This is a genomic window from Klebsiella sp. GB_Kp056 (genome assembly GCF_040064755.1).
GTDB classification, from domain to species: Bacteria; Pseudomonadota; Gammaproteobacteria; order Enterobacterales; family Enterobacteriaceae; genus Klebsiella; species Klebsiella quasipneumoniae.
On record NZ_JBEAJA010000051.1, the window covers coordinates 1 to 18,525 of the forward strand.

At 57.5% G+C, this 18,525-nt stretch carries 18 protein-coding genes; 6 read left to right on the plus strand and 12 right to left on the minus strand.

Going from position 1 to position 18,525, the window contains the following annotated elements; all coding sequences use genetic code 11:
* Nucleotides 1-89 precede the first annotated feature (89 nt).
* The 4 genes from dnaT to opgB all read left to right on the plus strand — a co-directional run bounded on the left by dnaT (nt 90) and on the right by opgB (nt 4,478).
* The gene (gene dnaT / locus ABLV52_RS12870; protein WP_032454787.1) at nt 90-629 is read left to right on the plus strand and encodes a primosomal protein DnaT; all 540 of its coding nucleotides are present in this window, start codon (nt 90-92) and stop codon (nt 627-629) included.
* A 2-nt stretch (nt 630-631) separates the two neighbouring features.
* A complete protein-coding gene (dnaC, locus tag ABLV52_RS12875) occupies nt 632-1,369 on the plus strand; it encodes a DNA replication protein DnaC (RefSeq protein ID WP_025999144.1) in 738 nt (245 codons plus the stop codon).
* 65 nt (nt 1,370-1,434) lie between these two features.
* On the plus strand, nt 1,435-1,929 hold the full coding sequence (locus ABLV52_RS12880) for a DUF2501 domain-containing protein (protein WP_023291874.1): 495 nt from the start codon (nt 1,435-1,437) through the stop codon (nt 1,927-1,929).
* 257 nt (nt 1,930-2,186) lie between these two features.
* Complete coding sequence (gene opgB / locus ABLV52_RS12885) at nt 2,187-4,478, plus strand: phosphatidylglycerol--membrane-oligosaccharide glycerophosphotransferase (protein ID WP_023291873.1); 2,292 nt, start codon at nt 2,187-2,189, stop codon at nt 4,476-4,478.
* Between the two features lie 54 nt (nt 4,479-4,532).
* Here opgB and ABLV52_RS12890 read toward each other — a convergent pair whose 3' ends face one another.
* From ABLV52_RS12890 to ABLV52_RS12930, 9 genes are all read right to left on the minus strand, one after another.
* Nucleotides 4,533-5,477 (minus strand): Rpn family recombination-promoting nuclease/putative transposase, encoded by a 945-nt coding sequence (locus ABLV52_RS12890; protein WP_348890466.1) that lies wholly within the window; start codon nt 5,475-5,477, stop codon nt 4,533-4,535.
* A 133-nt stretch (nt 5,478-5,610) separates the two neighbouring features.
* Nucleotides 5,611-6,621, minus strand: coding sequence for an SIS domain-containing protein (locus tag ABLV52_RS12895; RefSeq protein WP_348890467.1), 1,011 nt, complete (start codon nt 6,619-6,621; stop codon nt 5,611-5,613).
* Nucleotides 6,622-6,638: 17 nt separating this feature from the next.
* Entirely contained in the window at nt 6,639-7,700 is a 1,062-nt protein-coding gene (locus tag ABLV52_RS12900; protein ID WP_102006023.1) for an SIS domain-containing protein, read from the minus strand.
* Nucleotides 7,701-7,712: 12 nt separating this feature from the next.
* Nucleotides 7,713-8,564 (minus strand): PTS system mannose/fructose/sorbose family transporter subunit IID, encoded by an 852-nt coding sequence (locus tag ABLV52_RS12905; protein ID WP_023291869.1) that lies wholly within the window; start codon nt 8,562-8,564, stop codon nt 7,713-7,715.
* Nucleotides 8,542-9,321 (minus strand): PTS mannose/fructose/sorbose/N-acetylgalactosamine transporter subunit IIC, encoded by a 780-nt coding sequence (locus ABLV52_RS12910; RefSeq protein ID WP_023291868.1) that lies wholly within the window; start codon nt 9,319-9,321, stop codon nt 8,542-8,544. The genes ABLV52_RS12905 and ABLV52_RS12910 overlap by 23 nt, the downstream gene beginning before the upstream one ends.
* Nucleotides 9,322-9,337: 16 nt before the next feature.
* Entirely contained in the window at nt 9,338-9,808 is a 471-nt protein-coding gene (locus tag ABLV52_RS12915) for a PTS sugar transporter subunit IIB (protein ID WP_110238208.1), read from the minus strand.
* Nucleotides 9,809-9,822: 14 nt separating this feature from the next.
* Nucleotides 9,823-10,245, minus strand: a complete 423-nt coding sequence (locus ABLV52_RS12920; protein ID WP_044525295.1) for a PTS sugar transporter subunit IIA — start codon at nt 10,243-10,245, stop codon at nt 9,823-9,825.
* A 99-nt stretch (nt 10,246-10,344) separates the two neighbouring features.
* Nucleotides 10,345-13,110, minus strand: coding sequence for a sigma-54-dependent transcriptional regulator (locus tag ABLV52_RS12925; RefSeq protein WP_023291865.1), 2,766 nt, complete (start codon nt 13,108-13,110; stop codon nt 10,345-10,347).
* Between the two features lie 99 nt (nt 13,111-13,209).
* Complete coding sequence (locus ABLV52_RS12930) at nt 13,210-14,040, minus strand: GNAT family N-acetyltransferase (protein ID WP_348890468.1); 831 nt, start codon at nt 14,038-14,040, stop codon at nt 13,210-13,212.
* Between the two features lie 32 nt (nt 14,041-14,072).
* Between ABLV52_RS12930 and ABLV52_RS12935 the strand changes: the two genes are divergently transcribed.
* Both ABLV52_RS12935 and ABLV52_RS12940 read left to right on the plus strand, forming a co-directional pair.
* A complete protein-coding gene (locus ABLV52_RS12935; RefSeq protein WP_032454780.1) occupies nt 14,073-14,606 on the plus strand; it encodes a GNAT family N-acetyltransferase in 534 nt (177 codons plus the stop codon).
* 70 nt (nt 14,607-14,676) lie between these two features.
* Nucleotides 14,677-15,540 carry a MurR/RpiR family transcriptional regulator gene (locus ABLV52_RS12940; protein WP_032429092.1) on the plus strand — a complete coding sequence of 288 codons (864 nt, stop codon included), beginning with the start codon at nt 14,677-14,679 and terminating at the stop codon, nt 15,538-15,540.
* Here ABLV52_RS12940 and ABLV52_RS12945 read toward each other — a convergent pair.
* The 3 genes from ABLV52_RS12945 to ABLV52_RS12955 are packed head-to-tail and all read right to left on the minus strand — an operon-like array spanning nt 15,537 to nt 18,464.
* Complete coding sequence (locus ABLV52_RS12945; RefSeq protein WP_023291861.1) at nt 15,537-16,136, minus strand: 2-dehydro-3-deoxy-6-phosphogalactonate aldolase; 600 nt, start codon at nt 16,134-16,136, stop codon at nt 15,537-15,539. The genes ABLV52_RS12940 and ABLV52_RS12945 overlap by 4 nt on opposite strands.
* Nucleotides 16,123-16,995: a 2-dehydro-3-deoxygalactonokinase gene (locus tag ABLV52_RS12950; RefSeq protein WP_087827562.1), complete on the minus strand. Its 873-nt coding sequence runs from the start codon at nt 16,993-16,995 to the stop codon at nt 16,123-16,125. Before ABLV52_RS12950 ends, ABLV52_RS12945 begins: the two co-directional genes overlap by 14 nt.
* Nucleotides 16,992-18,464 carry a sodium:solute symporter family protein gene (locus ABLV52_RS12955; protein WP_348890469.1) on the minus strand — a complete coding sequence of 491 codons (1,473 nt, stop codon included), beginning with the start codon at nt 18,462-18,464 and terminating at the stop codon, nt 16,992-16,994. Before ABLV52_RS12955 ends, ABLV52_RS12950 begins: the two co-directional genes overlap by 4 nt.
* Nucleotides 18,465-18,525: the final 61 nt, after the last annotated feature.

Genomic DNA, 18,525 nt, shown 5'->3' on the forward strand with positions numbered 1-18,525 from the left:
CCCCCCCCCCCCCGCTCCTTCCGCGACGGGCTCTGTGCTACTATGTGCAGATCACCCCACTCTTTGCAGTTCAGAGTTGAGATAGAGTTATGTCTTCGCGAATTTTAACCTCCCATTTTAGCGGCCTGGAAGAGTTCCTCCAGCAGCACGCGGCGCTGCTGGCGAAATCGACTGACGGCACCGTCGCCGTTTTTGCCAACAACGCCCCGGCGTTCTATGCGCTGACCCCAGCCCGGCTGGCGCAGCTGCTCGAGCTGGAAGCCAGGCTGGCGCGCCCCGGCAGCGACATCGCGCTTGACCCGCAGTTTTTCGACGAGCCCGCCGCGGCGCCGGTTGCGGTGCCGATGGGCAAATTTGCCATGTATGCGGCCTGGCAGCCGGACGCCGACTTTCAGCGTCTGGCCGCGCTGTGGGGCATCGCGCTGAGCCAGCCGGTCACCCCGGAAGAGCTGGCCGCTTTCGTCGCTTACTGGCAGGCGGAAGGTAAAGTGTTTCACCACGTGCAGTGGCAGCAGAAACTGGCTCGCAGCGTGCAAATCAGCCGCGCCAGCAACGGCGGGCAGCCGAAGCGCGATGTGAACAGCGTTAGCGAACCCGACAGTCATATTCCGCGAGGTTTCCGAGGATGAGCATGAAAAACGTTGGCGATCTGATGAAGCGCCTGCAGAAAATGATGCCGGCTCATATCGAACCGGCGTTTAAAACCGGCGAAGAGCTGCTGGCCTGGCAAAAAGAGCAAGGCAAGCTGCGTTCCGAAGCGCTGGAGCGGGAGAACCGCGCGATGAAAATGCAGCGCACCTTTAACCGCTCGGGGATCCGCCCCCTTCATCAGAACTGCTCCTTTGATAACTATCGCGTCGAGTGCGAGGGGCAGATGAACGCCCTCGCCCGCGCGCGTCAGTACGTGGAGGAGTTCGATGGCAATATCGCCAGCTTTATCTTCTCCGGCAAACCGGGCACCGGCAAAAACCACCTCGCGGCGGCTATCTGCAACGAACTGCTGCTGCGCGGGAAGTCGGTCTTAATCATCACCGTGGCCGATATTATGTCGGCGATGAAAGATACCTTCGGCAACCGGGAGACGAGCGAAGAGCAGTTACTGAGCGACCTCAGCAAGGTCGATCTTCTGGTCATTGATGAAATTGGTATGCAGACAGAGTCTCGCTATGAAAAGGTCATTATCAATCAGATCGTTGACCGCCGATCTTCATCCAAACGGCCCACCGGTATGCTGACCAACAGTAATATGGAAGAGATGAATAAGCTGCTCGGCGAACGGGTGATGGACCGTATGCGCCTGGGCAACAGCCTGTGGGTTATCTTCAACTGGGAAAGTTACCGGCACCGCGTCACCGGCAAGGAGTATTAAGAGATTTCCGGACGACGACGGCGTTATACTAAAGCGATTCTTCAGTCACGCTTATGAGTCCGTCTATGAAATCGTTAAAAAATGGCTTGCTTGCCGCGCTTACCCTCAGCGCATTTACCCTCTCCGGCGCCCACGCCGCCTCCTGGCAGGATTCTCTCAACAGCGCCGCCAGCCAGCTCAGCGGCAGCAGCACCCAGGCCAGCGGCGGCGGAATGTCCATCTCCTCTCTGACCAGCCTGCTCAACGGCAGCAGCCAGTCGCTGACCGCTAGCAGCATGAATAACGCCGCCGGGATCATGTCATATTGCGCCAAACAGAAGCTCGCCTCGGCGACCAGCGCTGATAACGTCAAAAACCAGGTGCTGGATAAGCTGGGGCTCAGCACGCCGGAAAAACAAAAACAGGACACCAGCTATCTTGATGGCCTGCAGGGGCTGCTCAATAGCAATAATGGCCAGCAGCTTGACCTGAATACCCTCGGCAACAGTTCGCTGGCGAAACAGGTGAAAACCAAAGCCTGCGATCTGGTCTTAAAACAGGGCGTTAACTTTCTCTCCTGACGCAGAAGGCCAATGCCGCGTTTGTCGCCTTCGCGACGGCAGCGCGGCCTGAAACGGCTTTTTTCGCCTTTTTCTCCTTGCGCTTCCCCGCCCCGCCCGTTGCGACGCCGATCAAAAAAGGCAACTTCTAAACCAATTCTGAATAACTGCACACTTTCATGACGCTAGAATTGCAGCAAGATGGCGCTGCAATTACAGTGTGGCTTGAAAAGTAATCTGTTCTGCCAGCCGATAACTGGCGTTAATGAGGATGAGCTGTGTCAGAGTTGTTATCCATCGCCTTATTTTTAGCTTCGGTGGTGCTTTATGCCTGGAAAGCGGGTCGTAACACCTGGTGGTTTGCCGCCACGCTCACGGTGTTAGGTCTGTTCGTGGTGCTGAATATCACCCTCTACGCCAGCGACTACTTTACCGGCGACGGCATCAACGACGCGGTACTCTACACTCTGACCAACAGCCTGACCGGCGCCGGGATCGGCAAATACATTCTGCCGGGCGTCGGCGTGGCCGTCGCGCTGGTTGCCGTCTTTGGCGCCCTGGGGTGGGTGCTGCGCCGCCGTCGACATCATCCTCATCACGTCGGCTACAGCCTGGCGGCGCTGCTGCTGGCGCTGGCCTCGGTCGACGCCAGCCCGGCCTTCCATCAAATCAGCGAGCTGGTGAAATCGCAGTCGCGGGAAGGAGATCCGGACTTTGCCGCGTACTACAAAGAACCGTCGAAGCGTATCGACAATCCGCAGCTGAATCTGGTCTATATCTATGGCGAAAGCCTTGAGCGCACCTATTTTGATAACGATGCTTTCCCCAACCTCACCCCTGAGCTTGGCAGAATAAAAGATGAGGGCATTGATTTCAGCAATACTATGCAGCTGCCGGGGACCGATTACACCATCGCCGGCATGGTCGCATCACAGTGTGGCATTCCGCTGTTTGCCCCGTTTGAAGGCAACGCTTCGGCCTCGGTCTCCAGCTTCTTTCCGCAGAATATCTGCCTTGGCGATATCCTGAAAAACTCCGGTTACGAAAACTATTTTGTGCAGGGAGCTAACCTGCGCTTTGCCGGCAAAGACGTGTTTCTCAAATCCCACGGCTTCGATCACCTGTTCGGGGCGGAAGAGCTCAAAACCACGGTAGCCGATCCAACCTACCGCAACGACTGGGGCTTCTATGACGACACGGTACTCGACGAGACGTGGAAAAAATTCGAAGAACTGTCGCAGTCCGGAAAACGCTTTTCACTGTTCGCCCTGACGGTGGACACTCACCATCCCGACGGCTTTATCTCGCGTACCTGCGAGCGTAAACGCTATGACGTGGACGGTAAGAAAAACCTCTCCTTCAGCGCCGTTAGCTGCAGCCAGGAACATATCGCCGCGCTGATCGAGAAGATCAAAGCCTCTCCCTATTTCAAAAACACGGTCATCGTGGTCTCTTCCGATCACCTGGCCATGAAGAACAGCGCCTGGGATTACCTCAACAAGCACGATCGCAGCAATTTGTTCTTTGTCCTGCGCGGCGATCGGCCGCAACAGGAGACCCTGGCGGTGAAACGCAACACCATGGATAACGGCGCGACGGTGCTGGATATTCTCGGTGGCGATAACTATATCGGCCTCGGGCGAAGCAGTCTCTCTGGCCAGTCGCTCTCCGGTATTTTCATGAATATGAAAGAGAAGGTCCTGGCCTGGAAACCCGACGTGATCCGCCTGTGGAACTTCCCGAAAGAGATGAAAAACTTCACCATCGACTCGCAGAAGAACATGATCGCCTTCTCCGGCAGCCATTTCCGTCTGCCGCTGCTGCTCCGGGTGTCGAACCAGCGCGTTGAACCGCTGCCGGAAAGCGAATACTCGGCGCCGCTGCGCTTCCAGCTGGCCGATTTCGCGCCGCGGGATAATTTCGTGTGGGTCGATCGCTGCTATAAAATGGGCCAGCTGTGGTCTCCTGAGCTGGCGCTCTCCACCGACTGGTGCGTCTCGCAGGGACAGCTGGGGGGTGAGCAGAAGGTCCAGCACGTTGATAAGCCACAGTGGCAAGGTAAGACCGCCTTCAGGGACACCCTTATCGATATGGAGCGCTATAAGGGCAACGTCGATACGCTGAAAGTTGTCGACAACGATATTCGCTATAAGGCCGACAGCTTCGTGTTTAACGTTGCCGGCGCGCCGGAAGAGGTGAAACAGTTTAGCGGCATTTCGCGCCCCGAGTCCTGGGGTCGGTGGTCCAATGCCCAGTTGGGCAGCGACGTGAAGATTGAATATAAAGAGCCGCTGCCGGAGAAATTTGATCTGGTGATCACCGCCAAAGCCTACGGTCCCAATGCCAATAAGCCGATCCCGGTGCGGGTTGGGCAAAGTGAGCAAGTGCTTACACTGGTCAATGATGTGACCACCACGACGCTGCATTTCGACAACCCAACGCGCAGCAATACGCTGACCATCACTCCGCCGGACCCGCAGTCCACCAACGAGGGCAATATCCTCGGCCACTCCCCGCGTCAGCTGGGGATCGGTATGGTGGAGATCAAAGTGGTGAAAAGCGAAGGTTAAAGCCACCTTGCCCGGCGGATATTGGCGCCGGGCAACGGTTTCCGTGGCAGGGTGTTAACAAAACAGCGGCTTGAGGTCGTCAGCCGACAGTCCGGTAATTTTCTGTACCGTCTCTTTGTCGAGGCCATTCTGTAACATGCTGCCGGCAATGCGCAGCGCCTCACGCCGGCTCCCTTCCTGTAAGCCCTCAAGGCGCCCTTCCAGGCGCCCCTCCTGTCGGCCCTCATGCCGACCTTCCTGCTTAAGCTTTTGCGCGATAGACATCAATGTCTCCTCATACTGTGGCAGACGGCGGGCCAGCCGGCGGAGAAACACGCCCGGCTCGGCCGTGTTACCGTACTGCAGCATATAGTGAAACAGCATTCTCAACTGCCGGGGGTTAGTGTATCCCAGCATCACCACGGCCGCCAACGACTCCGTTATGCCGCTGAGATCGCGCTGGCGAATATGCTTTTGCATCAGCTCCAGCAGGGCGACCCGCCGATGCTGCACGATTTCATCGTCCGGCATGACCGTGACGTCGATCAATGGAAACTGACTGCCGTACAGCCTCTTCGCCAGCTGCGGGTCGGCAAATTCATCCAGCCAGTTGAGGGAAAAAGGATACGGACTGGTTGCGCCATGATAAAAAAGCATCGGCACCACCAGCGGCAGCGTTTTGTGCCCGGCGTCGAGGTGTCGCTGCATCGCGGCAATCGCATAGCGCATTAGACGAAAAGCCATATGATTATCCGGCGAGCTCTGATGCTCTATCACCACGTAAATATATCCCGCCCCGCAGGTGGTTTGCACCGACCACAGCACGTCCGAATACCAGGCGCGTAGATCCTCATCGATAAAGCTCGCCGATTGCAGCCTCAGAGTAGCGAAATCGCACCGCTGGCGGATCGCTTCGGGAAGATAGAGCATGAGAAAATCATTCGCCGTCTCCGGGTGGCGAATAAATCGTTTAAACACCGCATCATGCGGCGTGGCGGTTATTCGTTTTTTCATGGCCATCCGCTTGCCTGAAAGAGAAGGAAAGCCGGACTCTACCACCGGTTTTTAACCGGTTGGTTTTAACGATGATTTTCTGGGAAGCGCCTCGGAGAATAGCGGAGCGGCCAGTCTGACTGGCCGCCATAGGCAAGATTTAGTAATCAAACTGCCGGTAATAACGGCGGATATTCAAGTCGTGGCCGGTATGGTGCTCAAAGTGGGCCGCCAGCCGGTCCACCAGCAGAGTGGACACCACGCACGGCGCCATAATCCAGCGGAACGCATCATCAATGCCGTTCAGCGGATAGTCGCGCGGGTCGATCACCACCAGATGGTCAGTTATCTTTTCGGCAAAGCGTTCGACGCGCTCGTCCAGCGCCCGGCATTTCCCCTCGCCCTTCACCAGAAACAGCGGGACCTCTTTTTCCAGCAGCTCCAGAGTGCCGTGGAAAAATTCAGCCGAGCTTACCGACTTGGTCCGCTTCCACTGCATCTCTTCGAGAATACACATCGAGAACAGGTAGACCTCACCCCACATTTCCGCGCCGCCAATCCACATCATATAGTCGCTGTCATGGTATTGCGCGGCAATGCTGTCCGCCTGGGGATCGAACTGGCGTTTGGCCTGCAGAAGATTTTCCGGCAGCAACTCGAGCTGGCTGGCAAAACGCGCATAATCCGCAAACTCGCCGTGACGATAAATGACGCGGAAGAATAACCAGTACAGCAGCATATATTCATATTCCACGCCATTTTTGTGGCACATCGGAATATGCCAGCTGGCGGCGGCAGCCAATGGCGAATCGGCATGACGGGTAATGGCTACCACGCGTATCCCCTGCGCCTTGCACCATTCGGCAATGGCCACCGACTCTTTGGTATCGCCGGATTTGGATAACGTCACCACCACTGCATCTTTATTTAATTTTTTATGCCCGCGATGAATTAATTCCGCCGCCTGCTCAAGATAAACCGGCACGCTGGTGAATTCTTTGGCAAACTCATTAATTGCCATCATCGGAGCTAAAGAACCGCCTACCGAGGCAAAAAATAACGCGCTGCAGCCGCTGTCATAAATAGCGTCGGCCACGGTTTCAGCCTGTTTACGCGCAGCGATGATCTCGCGAGCACTGGTCAGGTACTCGTCCTGATTAAAACCCAACATAGTTTTCTCCTGAATAATCAGATTTTACTTTTTAATACGCGGTCAAAATCGTCGAAAATACGTATCGCCAGATCGATGCCTTTTAGCCCGGCGGTATGCCAGGCGAGCATCTGCACTGGGACAATCAGCAGCAGCGGCGCCAGGTGATGCTCGCACGGGCAGTTAAGCGCCAGCGTTTGTTCATCCTCTTCGTCCCCCAGCGTCAGGGTAAAGGCGCGGGCAATGGACGGCGCCATATAGTCGCGCAGCGCCCGGGTTCGCGCGTCCGGCGAGTCTTCCATAAACAGCATCACATGGCGGGCATTGGCTTCCAGATAGGGGCCGTGCATATAGGCTTCCAGCTCAAAGCCGCTGGAAGGTACCCGCACCGTCTCGGTAAATTTGGTTTCGAACTCTTTCGCCACGCCAACCAGCGCGCCATAGCCGGTGGCGACAAAGCGCTCGCCGCTCCGCAGCGTTTCGCTATGCCGGTCGATAAAGCGCGAAGTGCGGGCGATGACCTCCGGGATCGCCGCCGCCAGTCGCTGGAATTCGGCAAGATAGTGCTGCTCCTCGGCTTCACTGGCCTTCCCCTGGCTGCGAGCAATCATCAGCGCTATCAGCAGCAGATTGAGCACTGTCGCGCTAAAGCCGCGGGTGACAAACCCTACGCTCTCGATCCCGGTATTGATATCCAGAACGCCATCGCAGGCCCGCCCGGTCGGGCTTTGCGGGTCGGAGGTCAGGGCAAATACCGGCAGTCCTGAGGCCTGTACCTTACGCATCGCCTCCAGCGTCGACGCGCTTTTTCCGCTCTGTGAAATCGCCACCACCAGATCGGTATGCGGGTCTATAGTTTCGTAATGGGTAAAGTTGTACGGCTCTTTTATGTCCACCAGCACGCCAAAGCGTTGTTCAAAGAAATAGCGCGCGCAAAGCGCGGCATTCAGCGACGATCCGGTCGCCAGCAGCAAAATACGCCGCACCGGCTGCTGGCGGGCGAAGGTCTCAATCGCCGCCAGCTTGTGCCGGTAGTCGCGCAGGATCTGCGCCAGACAGGCCGGCTCTTCGCTGATATAGGTCATCATTGTTGGTCGCATAGCTCACTCCCGTTAAAACAATCCGATCCACGAACCCAGAATGCCCACCAGCGCCATTCCGCCGATAATAGAGAGCGGTTTAACCTTCCGCCCCAGCAGCCAGTAGACGATGCCGAAACTCACCAGCGGCAGCATGCAGGGCAGAATGTCGTTGATGATGTCCTGCACCTGAGTTTTGGCCTCCCCGGCCCCGAAGGAGACAGGGATGGTGATATCGATCATTGAGGCGGTCATCGCCCCGACCACCATCAGGCCGATAATCGACGCCCCGTAGGTCAGGCTCTCCATCATTCCGCTCTTCTGGATCCGCTGCAGCACCCCGGTGCCCAGCACGTAGCCCCAGCGGGTAAAGCACCAGCGCACCAGAATGTGCGGCACGTTAAACACCAGCAGAAACAGGATCGGCCCGAGAATATTGCCCTTTAGCGCCAGGCTGGTGCCGATGCCGGTGGCGATCAGGCGCAGCGTTCCCCAGAAGAAGGAGTCTCCCAGCCCGGCCAGCGGACCCATCAGCGAGGCTTTGACGTTATCAATCGCGTTGGCATCCATATTTTTCTGCTGGCTGTTTTTCTCCTCCATCGCCGTCGTGATCCCCAACAGCAGGGTGACGATATGCGGCGTGGTATTGAAGAACACCAGATGGCGTTTCAGTGCCCCGGCCAGCTCCTCTTTGCGCGGATAGAGCTTCTTCAGCACCGGGATCAGCGCGTAAACAAAGGCGAGATTCATCTGTCGCTCATAGTTCCACGAGAACTCCATCTGGAAGGAGCGCCAGAACACCCGGCGTAAATCTCGCGGCGTAATTCGCGCTTCTTCCTGCTCCTGCGGCTGCAGGGTCTCTTCAGAAATCATCTTCGTCGTCATCGCTGACTCCTTGTTCTGTCGTGGTACGAGGTGCGCTCAATGCGGTGACGTTAACCATCACCACCGCCACGATGGCGCCGAGAATGGCGATACCAGTCACCGGGATTTTCAAATAGGCCATCAGTACAAAGCCGAGGAAAAAGTACGGCGCCACCTTCTTGTTAATCAGCAACCTGGCGAGCATCGCGAAGCCGAGAGCCGGAATGATCCCGGTGGCCACGCTGAGTCCGTGTTTAATAAATTCCGGGATCGTATCGAGCAGGGATTTCACCGCGTTGCTGCCCACCAGGAATGAGACGGTCACCACCGTGGCAAGCATCAGCGACAGGCCGAATCCGGCAATCAGATGCATCCGCTCAATGCCGCGCGTATCCGCCCGTTCCGCATAGCCGTCCGCTTTCTGGCTGAGCAGCGGAATAAACATCCCCAGATAAACGTTTTTCAGGATCAGGGTCAGGGTGGCGATAGGCAGGCCGAGCAACAGCGCCGTTTCCGTGCCCGCGCCGGAGGTGATGGCGAACGCCACGCCGAGAATACCGCCGGTCACCACGTCGGGCGGGATCGAGGCGCCAACGGAGAACGAACCGATAAACGCCAGCTCCAGCGTCGCGCCCATAATGACGCCGGTCTGCACATCCCCCAGCACCAGACCGGTCAGTAGCCCGGTGACGATAGGCCGGGAAATCAGCGACGTTCCTAAGGCATATTCCGATTGCGCGATAAACGCCACCAGACCCAGTAAGAGAGCCTCTACCATAATCTGTCCTCCGGAATCACACGCATTCCGTAAAAAGCTGTTTGCGATCGTTCGGGACCTGGCGAATCTCCACCTCGACGCCTTTGCCCACCAGTTGTTGCAACTGCTCTATTTCCCCCGGTAATAAATTAATCGCCTTAGAGATATTTTTACTGCCCTCTTTGGCTTTAATTCCGCCGAGATTAATACTTTTTATGTCCCCAACGGCGCTGGCAATACGCCAGGCGTCATTGACCGACTCCACAACAATAAATAAATTATATTTATCGGTAACCCCGCTTTTTATCGCCTCAATAGAATCATTTATATTTTTAATCACCAGCTTCACCGAGGGTGGTTTAGCTAGCTTAATGGTGGTTTTCCGCAGTTCATCCTCAGGGACACTGTCGTTGGCGATTAAAATACAATCGGCGCCGACATATTGGGTCCAGGAAAAGGCTACCTGGCCGTGAAGTAATCGATGGTCAACCCTTAATAACGTAATCATCATGCATCCTCATTTCAGAAGTCTTTATCCATAGTCATCGCCCCGGCAATAGTCTGATTGCAGTACTGAATGCTCTCTTTGGCGTTGATTAATGCTTCAGAAATTAATTTTTCGGTATTCTCTTCCGCTGCAGAAATAAGCAGATCAATAATTAATGGTAGATTTAACCCGGACAATAAATGGAAGTGCGGGCGCGATAAAAAACGCACAAACTCATTATTCACGCTACCGGCGAAAATATCCGTAATCACTATCAGCTCATCCTGCGCCGGGAAACGCGCCAGCAGCGCCTCCACCTGCTGCGTCAGATCGACCTCCTCTTCCACATAGGCGCACAGAGTATGAATATCCGGCTGTTTACCGAGGATCAGCTCCACAGAGTTCAACAAACCGTTAGCAAAGGTGCCGTGGCTGGCAAAAATATAGTGTCGTTTCATCCTTACCTCGAAAGCGCATTCCACTGCTTTCTTAATTGCAACCGACGTGCCAGAAACAGTGGCGCGTCGGCTAACGTAAGGACAAAAGGGAGAGAAGCGTTAAAACTCTTGATCTTCCTGAATAAATTCCGTTTCCCGCGTCAGAATATCGTGAATGTAGTACAGTTCTACGGCGGGGATTTTGACACTATATCCGCTCTCTATGACACTAAAGGCCTCGCGCAGCGTCGCCAGCTCGCGCTCCGGACACTGCCTTCCCGCATAATGGGTTGGGGAAGCGTGGCGAATTAACCGCTCTATCAGACAGCTGATATGCACATACAGCGCCACCTTACGTTCGTTGGGCACCTCGTACCCGGCCAAATGCTCATAGCGCAGCAAAAACTGCTCAACCTGGTTGATCACCTTCGCGGTATCGAGGATCGTCACCGACTCGATCACCCGCCGCAGCGAGAAGTTTTTCAGGATCAGGTTATTGATCTCGCTGACCTGCTCCGCTGTCGCCAGTTCGCCGAAGATACGCATTAGCGGGCGACTTCCCTCCCCCGAGATCAGCGAATCCAGCGAGATCCATGGGAGATCGGCAAGATGCGGATCGAGGGTGCCGACGATCGCCAGCACGTCGTAGCGGCTGAGCATCGGCTCCCGCCGCGCGGGGTCGGCCAGGGTCTCCACATCGCAGGCCACAATATCAACGCCGAGCGCTTCAGGGATGCTGGCTTTTAACAGTGCCGACAGGTTCGCCGCAGCGCCCAGACCGGTGGCGCAGGTGGTCAAAATCGCCCGCGGTTTATCGGTCTGCGGGTAATAGAGCTGGTGCTCAACCGCCAGATCGTCGCCGATCTCGCGGACGATATCTTCCAGCATATCGCCGTGCAAAATCCGCTCCCCGACGTACATCGCCATGCCGGTGGAGACATTGTTAATAATCGCCACCGGCGTATTCAGGCGACGATTAAAATGGCTGTGAATAGCGTTCAGCGATCCCATATCGACCAGAATGATCAGCCCTGACGCCAGCGCGTGGCGCTCAATATACGCCATCACCTGATTAGCGATAGCCTCCGGCGTCACGTCGAGCGGCATGTCGAATGACTCAAACAGCGGGCTTTTCAGCAAGCGGTTCGCCACGCTGGCGATGCTGCTGGCGGTGGCGTAACCGTGAGCGAGAATAATCGCGCGGGTCACTTGCTGCTGGCTGATAGCGCCGTTTTTCTGGAACCACAGCACCAGCAACAGCAGGTCAATACGCCGGGGCTCAATATCCAGCTTCAGCGCCAGCGCGTCGAGGATCGCTTCACAAAAGCGATACAGCAGCGGGAATTTGTTTGCCAGAAAATCCGCCAGCAGACGGATTTTCTCATTGCTCATCGTGGACGCCGCCTGACGGGAGCGATGGATCAGGTAGTGGCTCAGGGCGTAGAGACAGTTGCCGTTAAACTGGATATTGAAGCGTTTTTCCAGGCGATAATACTCCTCCCGCACCTGATGGGCGATCAGCAGCAACATCTGCGAGCTACTGGCATCCTGGTTATCAAAGATCAGCCGATCGAAGAGGGTTTCAATCTCCTCCCCCATGCTTCTTTGCGCCTCTTCCCAGACCGTTTTTTTATTTAGCACTGCTTCATACAGCGCCAGAATCCGACACTGAACGTCATGGATCAGCCCCTGAACCGGATCGCGCGCCCGCAGCAGCCAGACCAGACTGGTCTGCGGCTCGATAAGCAGCGGCTCCTTCTGGCCCATGGCTTCACTGAGCGCCGGCGTCGCCGCCATGATATTTTCCGGCAGATCGTGCAGCGTCACGGTCAGCATCTCGCTGCCCGGAGACCTGGCCCAGGCCGATGCAACGGCGTACTTCACCACATTCTTCAGCTCGCCGACGTTGCCTCGATAAACGTACTGCGTCAGAACCTGCAAAAGCCGCGGCGTGAGCTGCAGCCTGGCGGCAAGCGTCCGCGCCTCCTGCCAGAAAAACTGCAGCGTTAGCGCCTCCTTCTCCTCGCGGCTGCGGTGTTGAAGATCGGGCAAGCTGACCAGGATCGGAATACGACGAAGAAAGGTGGTCAGAAACGTGCTGTGAATATCTTCGGTGGTGGCAAACACCAGCCGCAGGGAAATCGGCAGGCCATGGGCGGTCTCTCCCACCCGGTAGATCTCCTTGCGGTCCAGCCAGGTGAAGAGCTTCTCCTGCCCCTGAGCATCCAGTCGATGGACCTCGTCGAGAAACAGCATCCCGCCGTTTGCCGCCTCGAACGCCCCGGCTTTATCGCTCTGCGCGCCGGTAAACGCGCCTTTGACATAGCCAAACAGGTTGGCGGCCAGCAGCTCCGGGTTACTGGCATATTGCGCGCAGTTGAAGCTGACAAAGGGCGCATCGGGCGCCAGCAGGCCCTGGGCGATCGCGAACTCGTGCATCAGCTCCGCCATATAGCTTTTGCCGGTTCCGCTGTCGCCGACGATCAGTAGCGGCAGGCCGCCGTTGGGATAAAACAGCGCGGTTTTCATCTGCTCGATCGGTTTACGCAGGCTGCCGTCATGCCCGGTCAGCAACGAAAAATGGTCCGCCTGTTCCGGCTGGCGGTCACTCTCCGCGAGCAGCTCCGCCATGCTGGCGTACTCGCTGCGGGAAAGGGGGAAGAACTGCTGGCAGAAGGCTTTTTTATGCAGAAAATAGACCGGCCGGGTGTTGATCTTCACCAGCACGTCCTGGGCGACCAGCTGATTGAGATAGTGGCTGGCGGTATTTCTTTGCATCGCGAAACGCTGAGCCAGCCAGCTGGCGGTAAAAACGTCGCTCAGGTTATCCGGATCGAAAAAATCGGTCTGATTTTGCAAAAAAGCCAACAGTTCCGTTTTACGCATTACATCCCCCTCGTCGCCATTACGAAGAGATATGATGCGGCAAAAGAGAGGCTTATCGACGCCCCGTGCTGTTTTTTGCGGCCCAGCGCACACTCCCGCCTAAGCGGACTTCGCTGCCGCACACTCCATCGTCATTTCATACTGCTGCAGCGATAGCGGCGCATACCCCGCCGCGGCAAACAGCGGCGTAAAGGTTTCCGGGACCGTCACCGACGTGCCGATCCCCGGGAACTGCTGCGCCAGCGCCATCAGCAGCGCTTGCGCCAGCCCCTGGCGACGGGCGGCGGGTTCCACCCATAAAAACTGCAGTACAGGCCGTGAGCCCGAGGTGCTCATTACCGCGAAGGCGCGCTGTTCCAGGGTCACGACGCGGCATGGCAGGGTGGCGAAGGTAAGCGGATCCATCAGCCAGGGGAGCTGACTGTTACTCTCCTCAACGGCGCGTCGAAGCAGTGCCAGGATCGGATAAGGCTGTAACACGCCAGGCGCCGCAGCCAGAGGCTCTGCGCTCAGGTAGCCGCAAAGCCCATAGCGCCGCGTAAAGCCTAACGACTGATACAGCGCGACGGCCGCGTGGTTATCGCGGATCACCTCCAGGGAAACCGTTTCGATCTCCTGCTGCTGCAGAAACGTCAGCAGCTCCTGCATCAATTTCCGCCCAAGACCTTTGCCGCGCCAGGCCGGGCGCAGGGCAAAGGCCGCCAGGCGAGCCATATTCCCCCGACGCGCGACGATCGCGATCGCCGCCGGTTCATCTCCGGCCAGCCAGACGCGGGAATCGATCAGGCTCATCCCCTCGGCGCTAAAGCGCTGAACAAATCCCTCCACCGACTGGGTCACCGGTACCAGATAGGCTTCAAAACAGGCGTTAAGAATATCCGTTAACTGCACGCTGCTGAACTGCGTGGCGGGAACGGCGGTCAGCTCCATATTTTTCTCCCGAAGGCTGCTATGCTCAGGTGATGAAAACTAACACTATAACTGCCGGCGCCGGATTACGCCTGACCGAGGAGAGTGATATCGCCCTTCTGCCGGCCATTGAACGTTCCGCCGCTCAGGCATTTCGTCAGATCCCCGCTCTCGCCTGGCTGGCGGACAGCGAGGTGATTAGCGTTGCGCGCCATCATGATTATCTGGAAACGGAACATAGTCTGCTGGCGGTAGCCGCCGGGCAGCCGGTTGGTTTTATTCTTACCGAACCGCTCGACGATGCCTTATTTATCGCCGAAATCGCCGTCCACCAGGCCTGGCAGCATCAGGGCATCGGGCGGATGCTGCTGGAGCAGGTTATCGAGCGCGCCCGGCAAATGGCTTACCCGGCGGTGACCCTCACCACCTTCCGCGAAGTGCCGTGGAATGCGCCGTTTTATACCCGCCTGGGATTCGCCATACTCGATGAGCTGACCCTGCCCGCCGGGCTGGCGGCGAAAAGAGAACAGGAGACCCGGCACGGCCTGCCGCCGGAGACGCGCTGCGCCATGCGCCTGGCGTTGTAGACGCCAGCGCTGAATTTAGCGGCGATATATGGTACAAAGTACCAATCAAAACTTACCTGTTGCTACCCGTATGTCCTGGTCAATCGATATTATTTCCTGTATTACCGATCGCTTTGTGGAGCTCACGGCGACCGAAAAACGCATCGCGCAGTTTATTCTCGATGATGTCGCGGCGGCGGCGGAGCTACCCATCGCCGAGATAGCGCGTCTGACTCAGACCAGCCAGGCGTCGGTCACCCGTTTTGCCCGGGCGCTCGGCTGTAAAGACGTCCGTGAGCTGAAGATGAAGCTTGCGCAATCCCTTGCGGTCGGCCAGCGGTTTATCCTCGATGTTCCGGACCTCGAAGGCGTACAGGGGATCTATGAGTCAATCATCAGCGTGCTGGAGACCAATCGCCGGGCGCTGGATATCGAGGCATTGAAGCGTGCGGTGAGCTGGTTGAGTGCAGCGCGGCAGATCCTCGCCCTTGGAATGGGCGGCGGGTCAACCATCTGCGCTCAGGAGATTCAATATCGCCTGTTTCGTCTTGGTCTTCCGGTCGTCAGTCAGAGCGACGGTCTGCTGGTACGCATGATGAGCTCGGCGGTGACGCCGCAGGATGTGGTGATTGTGCTGTCTCTGGGCGGCTATACCCCGGAGATCATCGAGAGCGCGGCGATTGCCAGCCAGTACGGCGCGAAGGTCATTGCGATTACCCCCGCCGGGACGCCGCTGGCTGAGCAGGCGGATCTGGTGCTGCCGCTGCTGGTGCGGGAAAACGACTATATCTTCAAGCCCAGCACTTCGCGTTATGCGATGCTGGCGATGGTCGATGTGCTGGCCACCGAACTGGCGATGGCCAACAAAACTCAGGCAAAAGGCAAATTACGTCGTATTAAGCTGGCCCTCGACAGCCACCGCGGCGGCGTCGATCGCCAGCCTCTTGGCGACTAGCCACCGGCAGCGGCGATAAACCTCTCCGCCTGCAGGCGGGTACGTTCCACGGCCTGTCCGGCGCGATAAAGATCGCTGCCCAGACCGGCTCCGGCGCACCCAGCCCGCATCCAGGTTGCCAGATTTTCCGGCGTCACGCCGCCCACCGCCAGCACCGGCACCTCCGACGGCAGCACCGCTTTCAGCGCCCGAATATAGTCCGGACCGAAAGCAGAAGACGGAAATATCTTCAGCCACTGCGCCCCGGCATCCAGCGCGTTAAACGCCTCAGTCGCGGTGGCGCATCCGGCACAAACCTGCATTCCGTGCGCCACTGCCTGACGGATCACCGCAGGCTGGGTATTCGGCGTCACAATAAGCTTCGCCCCGGCCTCAGCGAGAAAATCGACCTGTTCCACGCGCAGTACCGTTCCCGCGCCTATCATCGCCTGCTCGCCAAACCGCGCAACCATCTGCGGAATACTCTGCTGCCAGTCTGGCGAATTGAGCGGGATTTCGATATAGCGAAAGCCTGCATTGATTAGCGTCTCAATATGATCTGCCGCCTCAGCGGGTTGAATACCGCGTAAAATCGCCACCAGCTTAATCTTGTTCATGCATTATCCTCGCCATGCCAGCCAGCAATGCCTCATCGCCACTGCAGCTGTTAACCGTCATTCCGCGCGCCTTCATCGCCCGACCGTAGCGGGCATTCAGCGCCGGGTCGCCAACCAGCGTGACGGCAGAAGCACGGAAACGCTGCCCCAGGGTCGCTACCTCCGCGCCAATCAGCAGCCCGGAGAGGTAATCGCTGACCGAGCTCGCCGCCAGACCGCCCAGCACCCGGGCGGCCCTGGCGACAAACAGTTCGCTAATCAGCGACGGCTGCGCCAGCCCTTTTTCCAGCCCCCGTTCAAACGCCGCCTCGTCCGGCTGCTGGGCAGGCAGCCCTTTGCCGATCAGCGATTGCGTCATCAGCAGATGATGCAGTTCGCCGGTCATCGCCGTGGCAAAATGACGCACCGCGCCGCCCGCCACCTGGACCCATTTGCAGTGGGTGCCCGGCAGCACGTAACACTCCGCCGGCGCCAGCTGGCAGGCCCCCAGCAGCTGCGTCTCTTCGCCGCGCATCACGTTGAAATCCCCATCCTGTTCAATCTTGAGGCCGGGAATAATCCACACGCCTTCAGCAACGGCGCATAGCTGCCGCCCAGGCGCGTCGATCGCCGCCGGACAGTCCAGATACGGCACCGCCTGCCAGCCCGCGTCGCTGCCGATCATCCCGGCCATCAGCACCGGCAGCGCCTGTGCGCCGCGCCAGGGGGCCAAATGCTCCGCGAATACATCGGCAGGCGATCGTCCGTTCAGGCGGGTAATACCCAGCGGCAGCTGCTTCGTTTCGACGCACTGGCCGTTGCGAATCAGCCAGCCGCGCAGCTGGGTAGAGCCCCAGTCGACGGCAATATAATCCTTCATTGTGCTTCTCCTGAGACCTGCACCGCCGTCTTCGCCGGGATCGCCTCCCCTTCCCGCTCCTGGGTAATCATTTCCAGCGCCTGCTGACGGCTGATTTTGCTGGCTGGCGTCATGACGGTGACAAAAATAGCGGAAACAAAGCTGCCAACGACCGACGGAATGCACGGATTGCCCCAGTAAGCCAGCCAGTCGGCCTTAACCAGAACCACAATAGACACCAGCATGCCGCTCAGCAGCGCGGTGAGCGCCCCCTGCCAGTTAAAGCGCAGCCAGAAGCGGCCGAGAATGGAACAGACGAAGAGCCCGGACATCAGCATGGAGATCATTTTGGTGATATAGCTGATGATATCGTTCGAGGTCAGGGCGAAGATCATCGCCAGGCCGATGACGAACGCCAGCATCCAGCGAGAGAGCGTTATCGCCTTATGCGCCGGCGGCATTTTTCCGGTAACGAGGGTATAGACATCCCGCACGGCGGCTATCGCATCGGAGCTGGCCGAAGACATGGTGGCGGAAAGTCCGGCAATCAGGACCACCAGCCCGAGGATCGCCGGTAAGAAGCTGGTGGCGAACAGGAAGGCGTAGTTACTGTTCTCAAGATTGGGGTTCATCGTCCAGGCCGCCATGCCGATGATCGCCGGCAGCACCGAGAAAAACAGATACAGCACGCCGGTATAGACAAACGAGCGCCGCACCGAAGAGACGTCTTTTCCCGAGTAAATACGCTGGCGATAGGAAGGGGTCGCCAGCACGCCGACGCCGATGACCATCGCCAGCGATAGCGCCGGAATGGCCCCCAACTTATCGACCGCAAACAGGCTCATCGCCTTGGGATCCATCGCCTGAACGATGGCATCCCAGCCCCCGACGTGAACCACCGCCAGAATCGCCATCAGGATAAAACCGAAAAACAGAATTAATGCCTGAATGGTGTCTGTCCACACCACAGCAGAATAACCGCCGATAATGACGTAAATCGCGAACGCCATGGCAATAATAATTTTTGCCACCGTCAGATTAATTCCTGTCGCCCAGGCTAAATACATACTCCCGCCAAGAATATGCGCCCCCAGCCAGCCAATTGAGGCAATAAATATCATTATCCCGACGAGGTTTTTAATTAAATGGCTGCCCCCTGTGTAATAAGAAAGCTCTTCGCTCATGGTCATAAAGCGCAGCTTGCGCACTGGCGCAAACAGCCAGGCCACCAGTAAAATACCAATGGCGCCGCCCACGCCGTAGAGCATCCCGGCCCATCCATTGCTGTAGCCGAAGCCGACAGCGCCCATGCTTGAACCGGTTCCCACCATGGTCGCCACGGTGGACCCCAGCGTCAGGAACAGCGGCAAAGAACGGCCGCCGAGTAAAAAATCCTCACCGCTTTTTTGATGACGGGACACGTACCAGCCAAGCCAAATCATGGCCAACGCGTAAATAATAAAGCCGACTAAAAAGACATGACTATTCATAATTCACATCCTGCCAGTTAATTTTGTAAAGGTAAAAGGCTACGAAGCGCTGAATTATTTC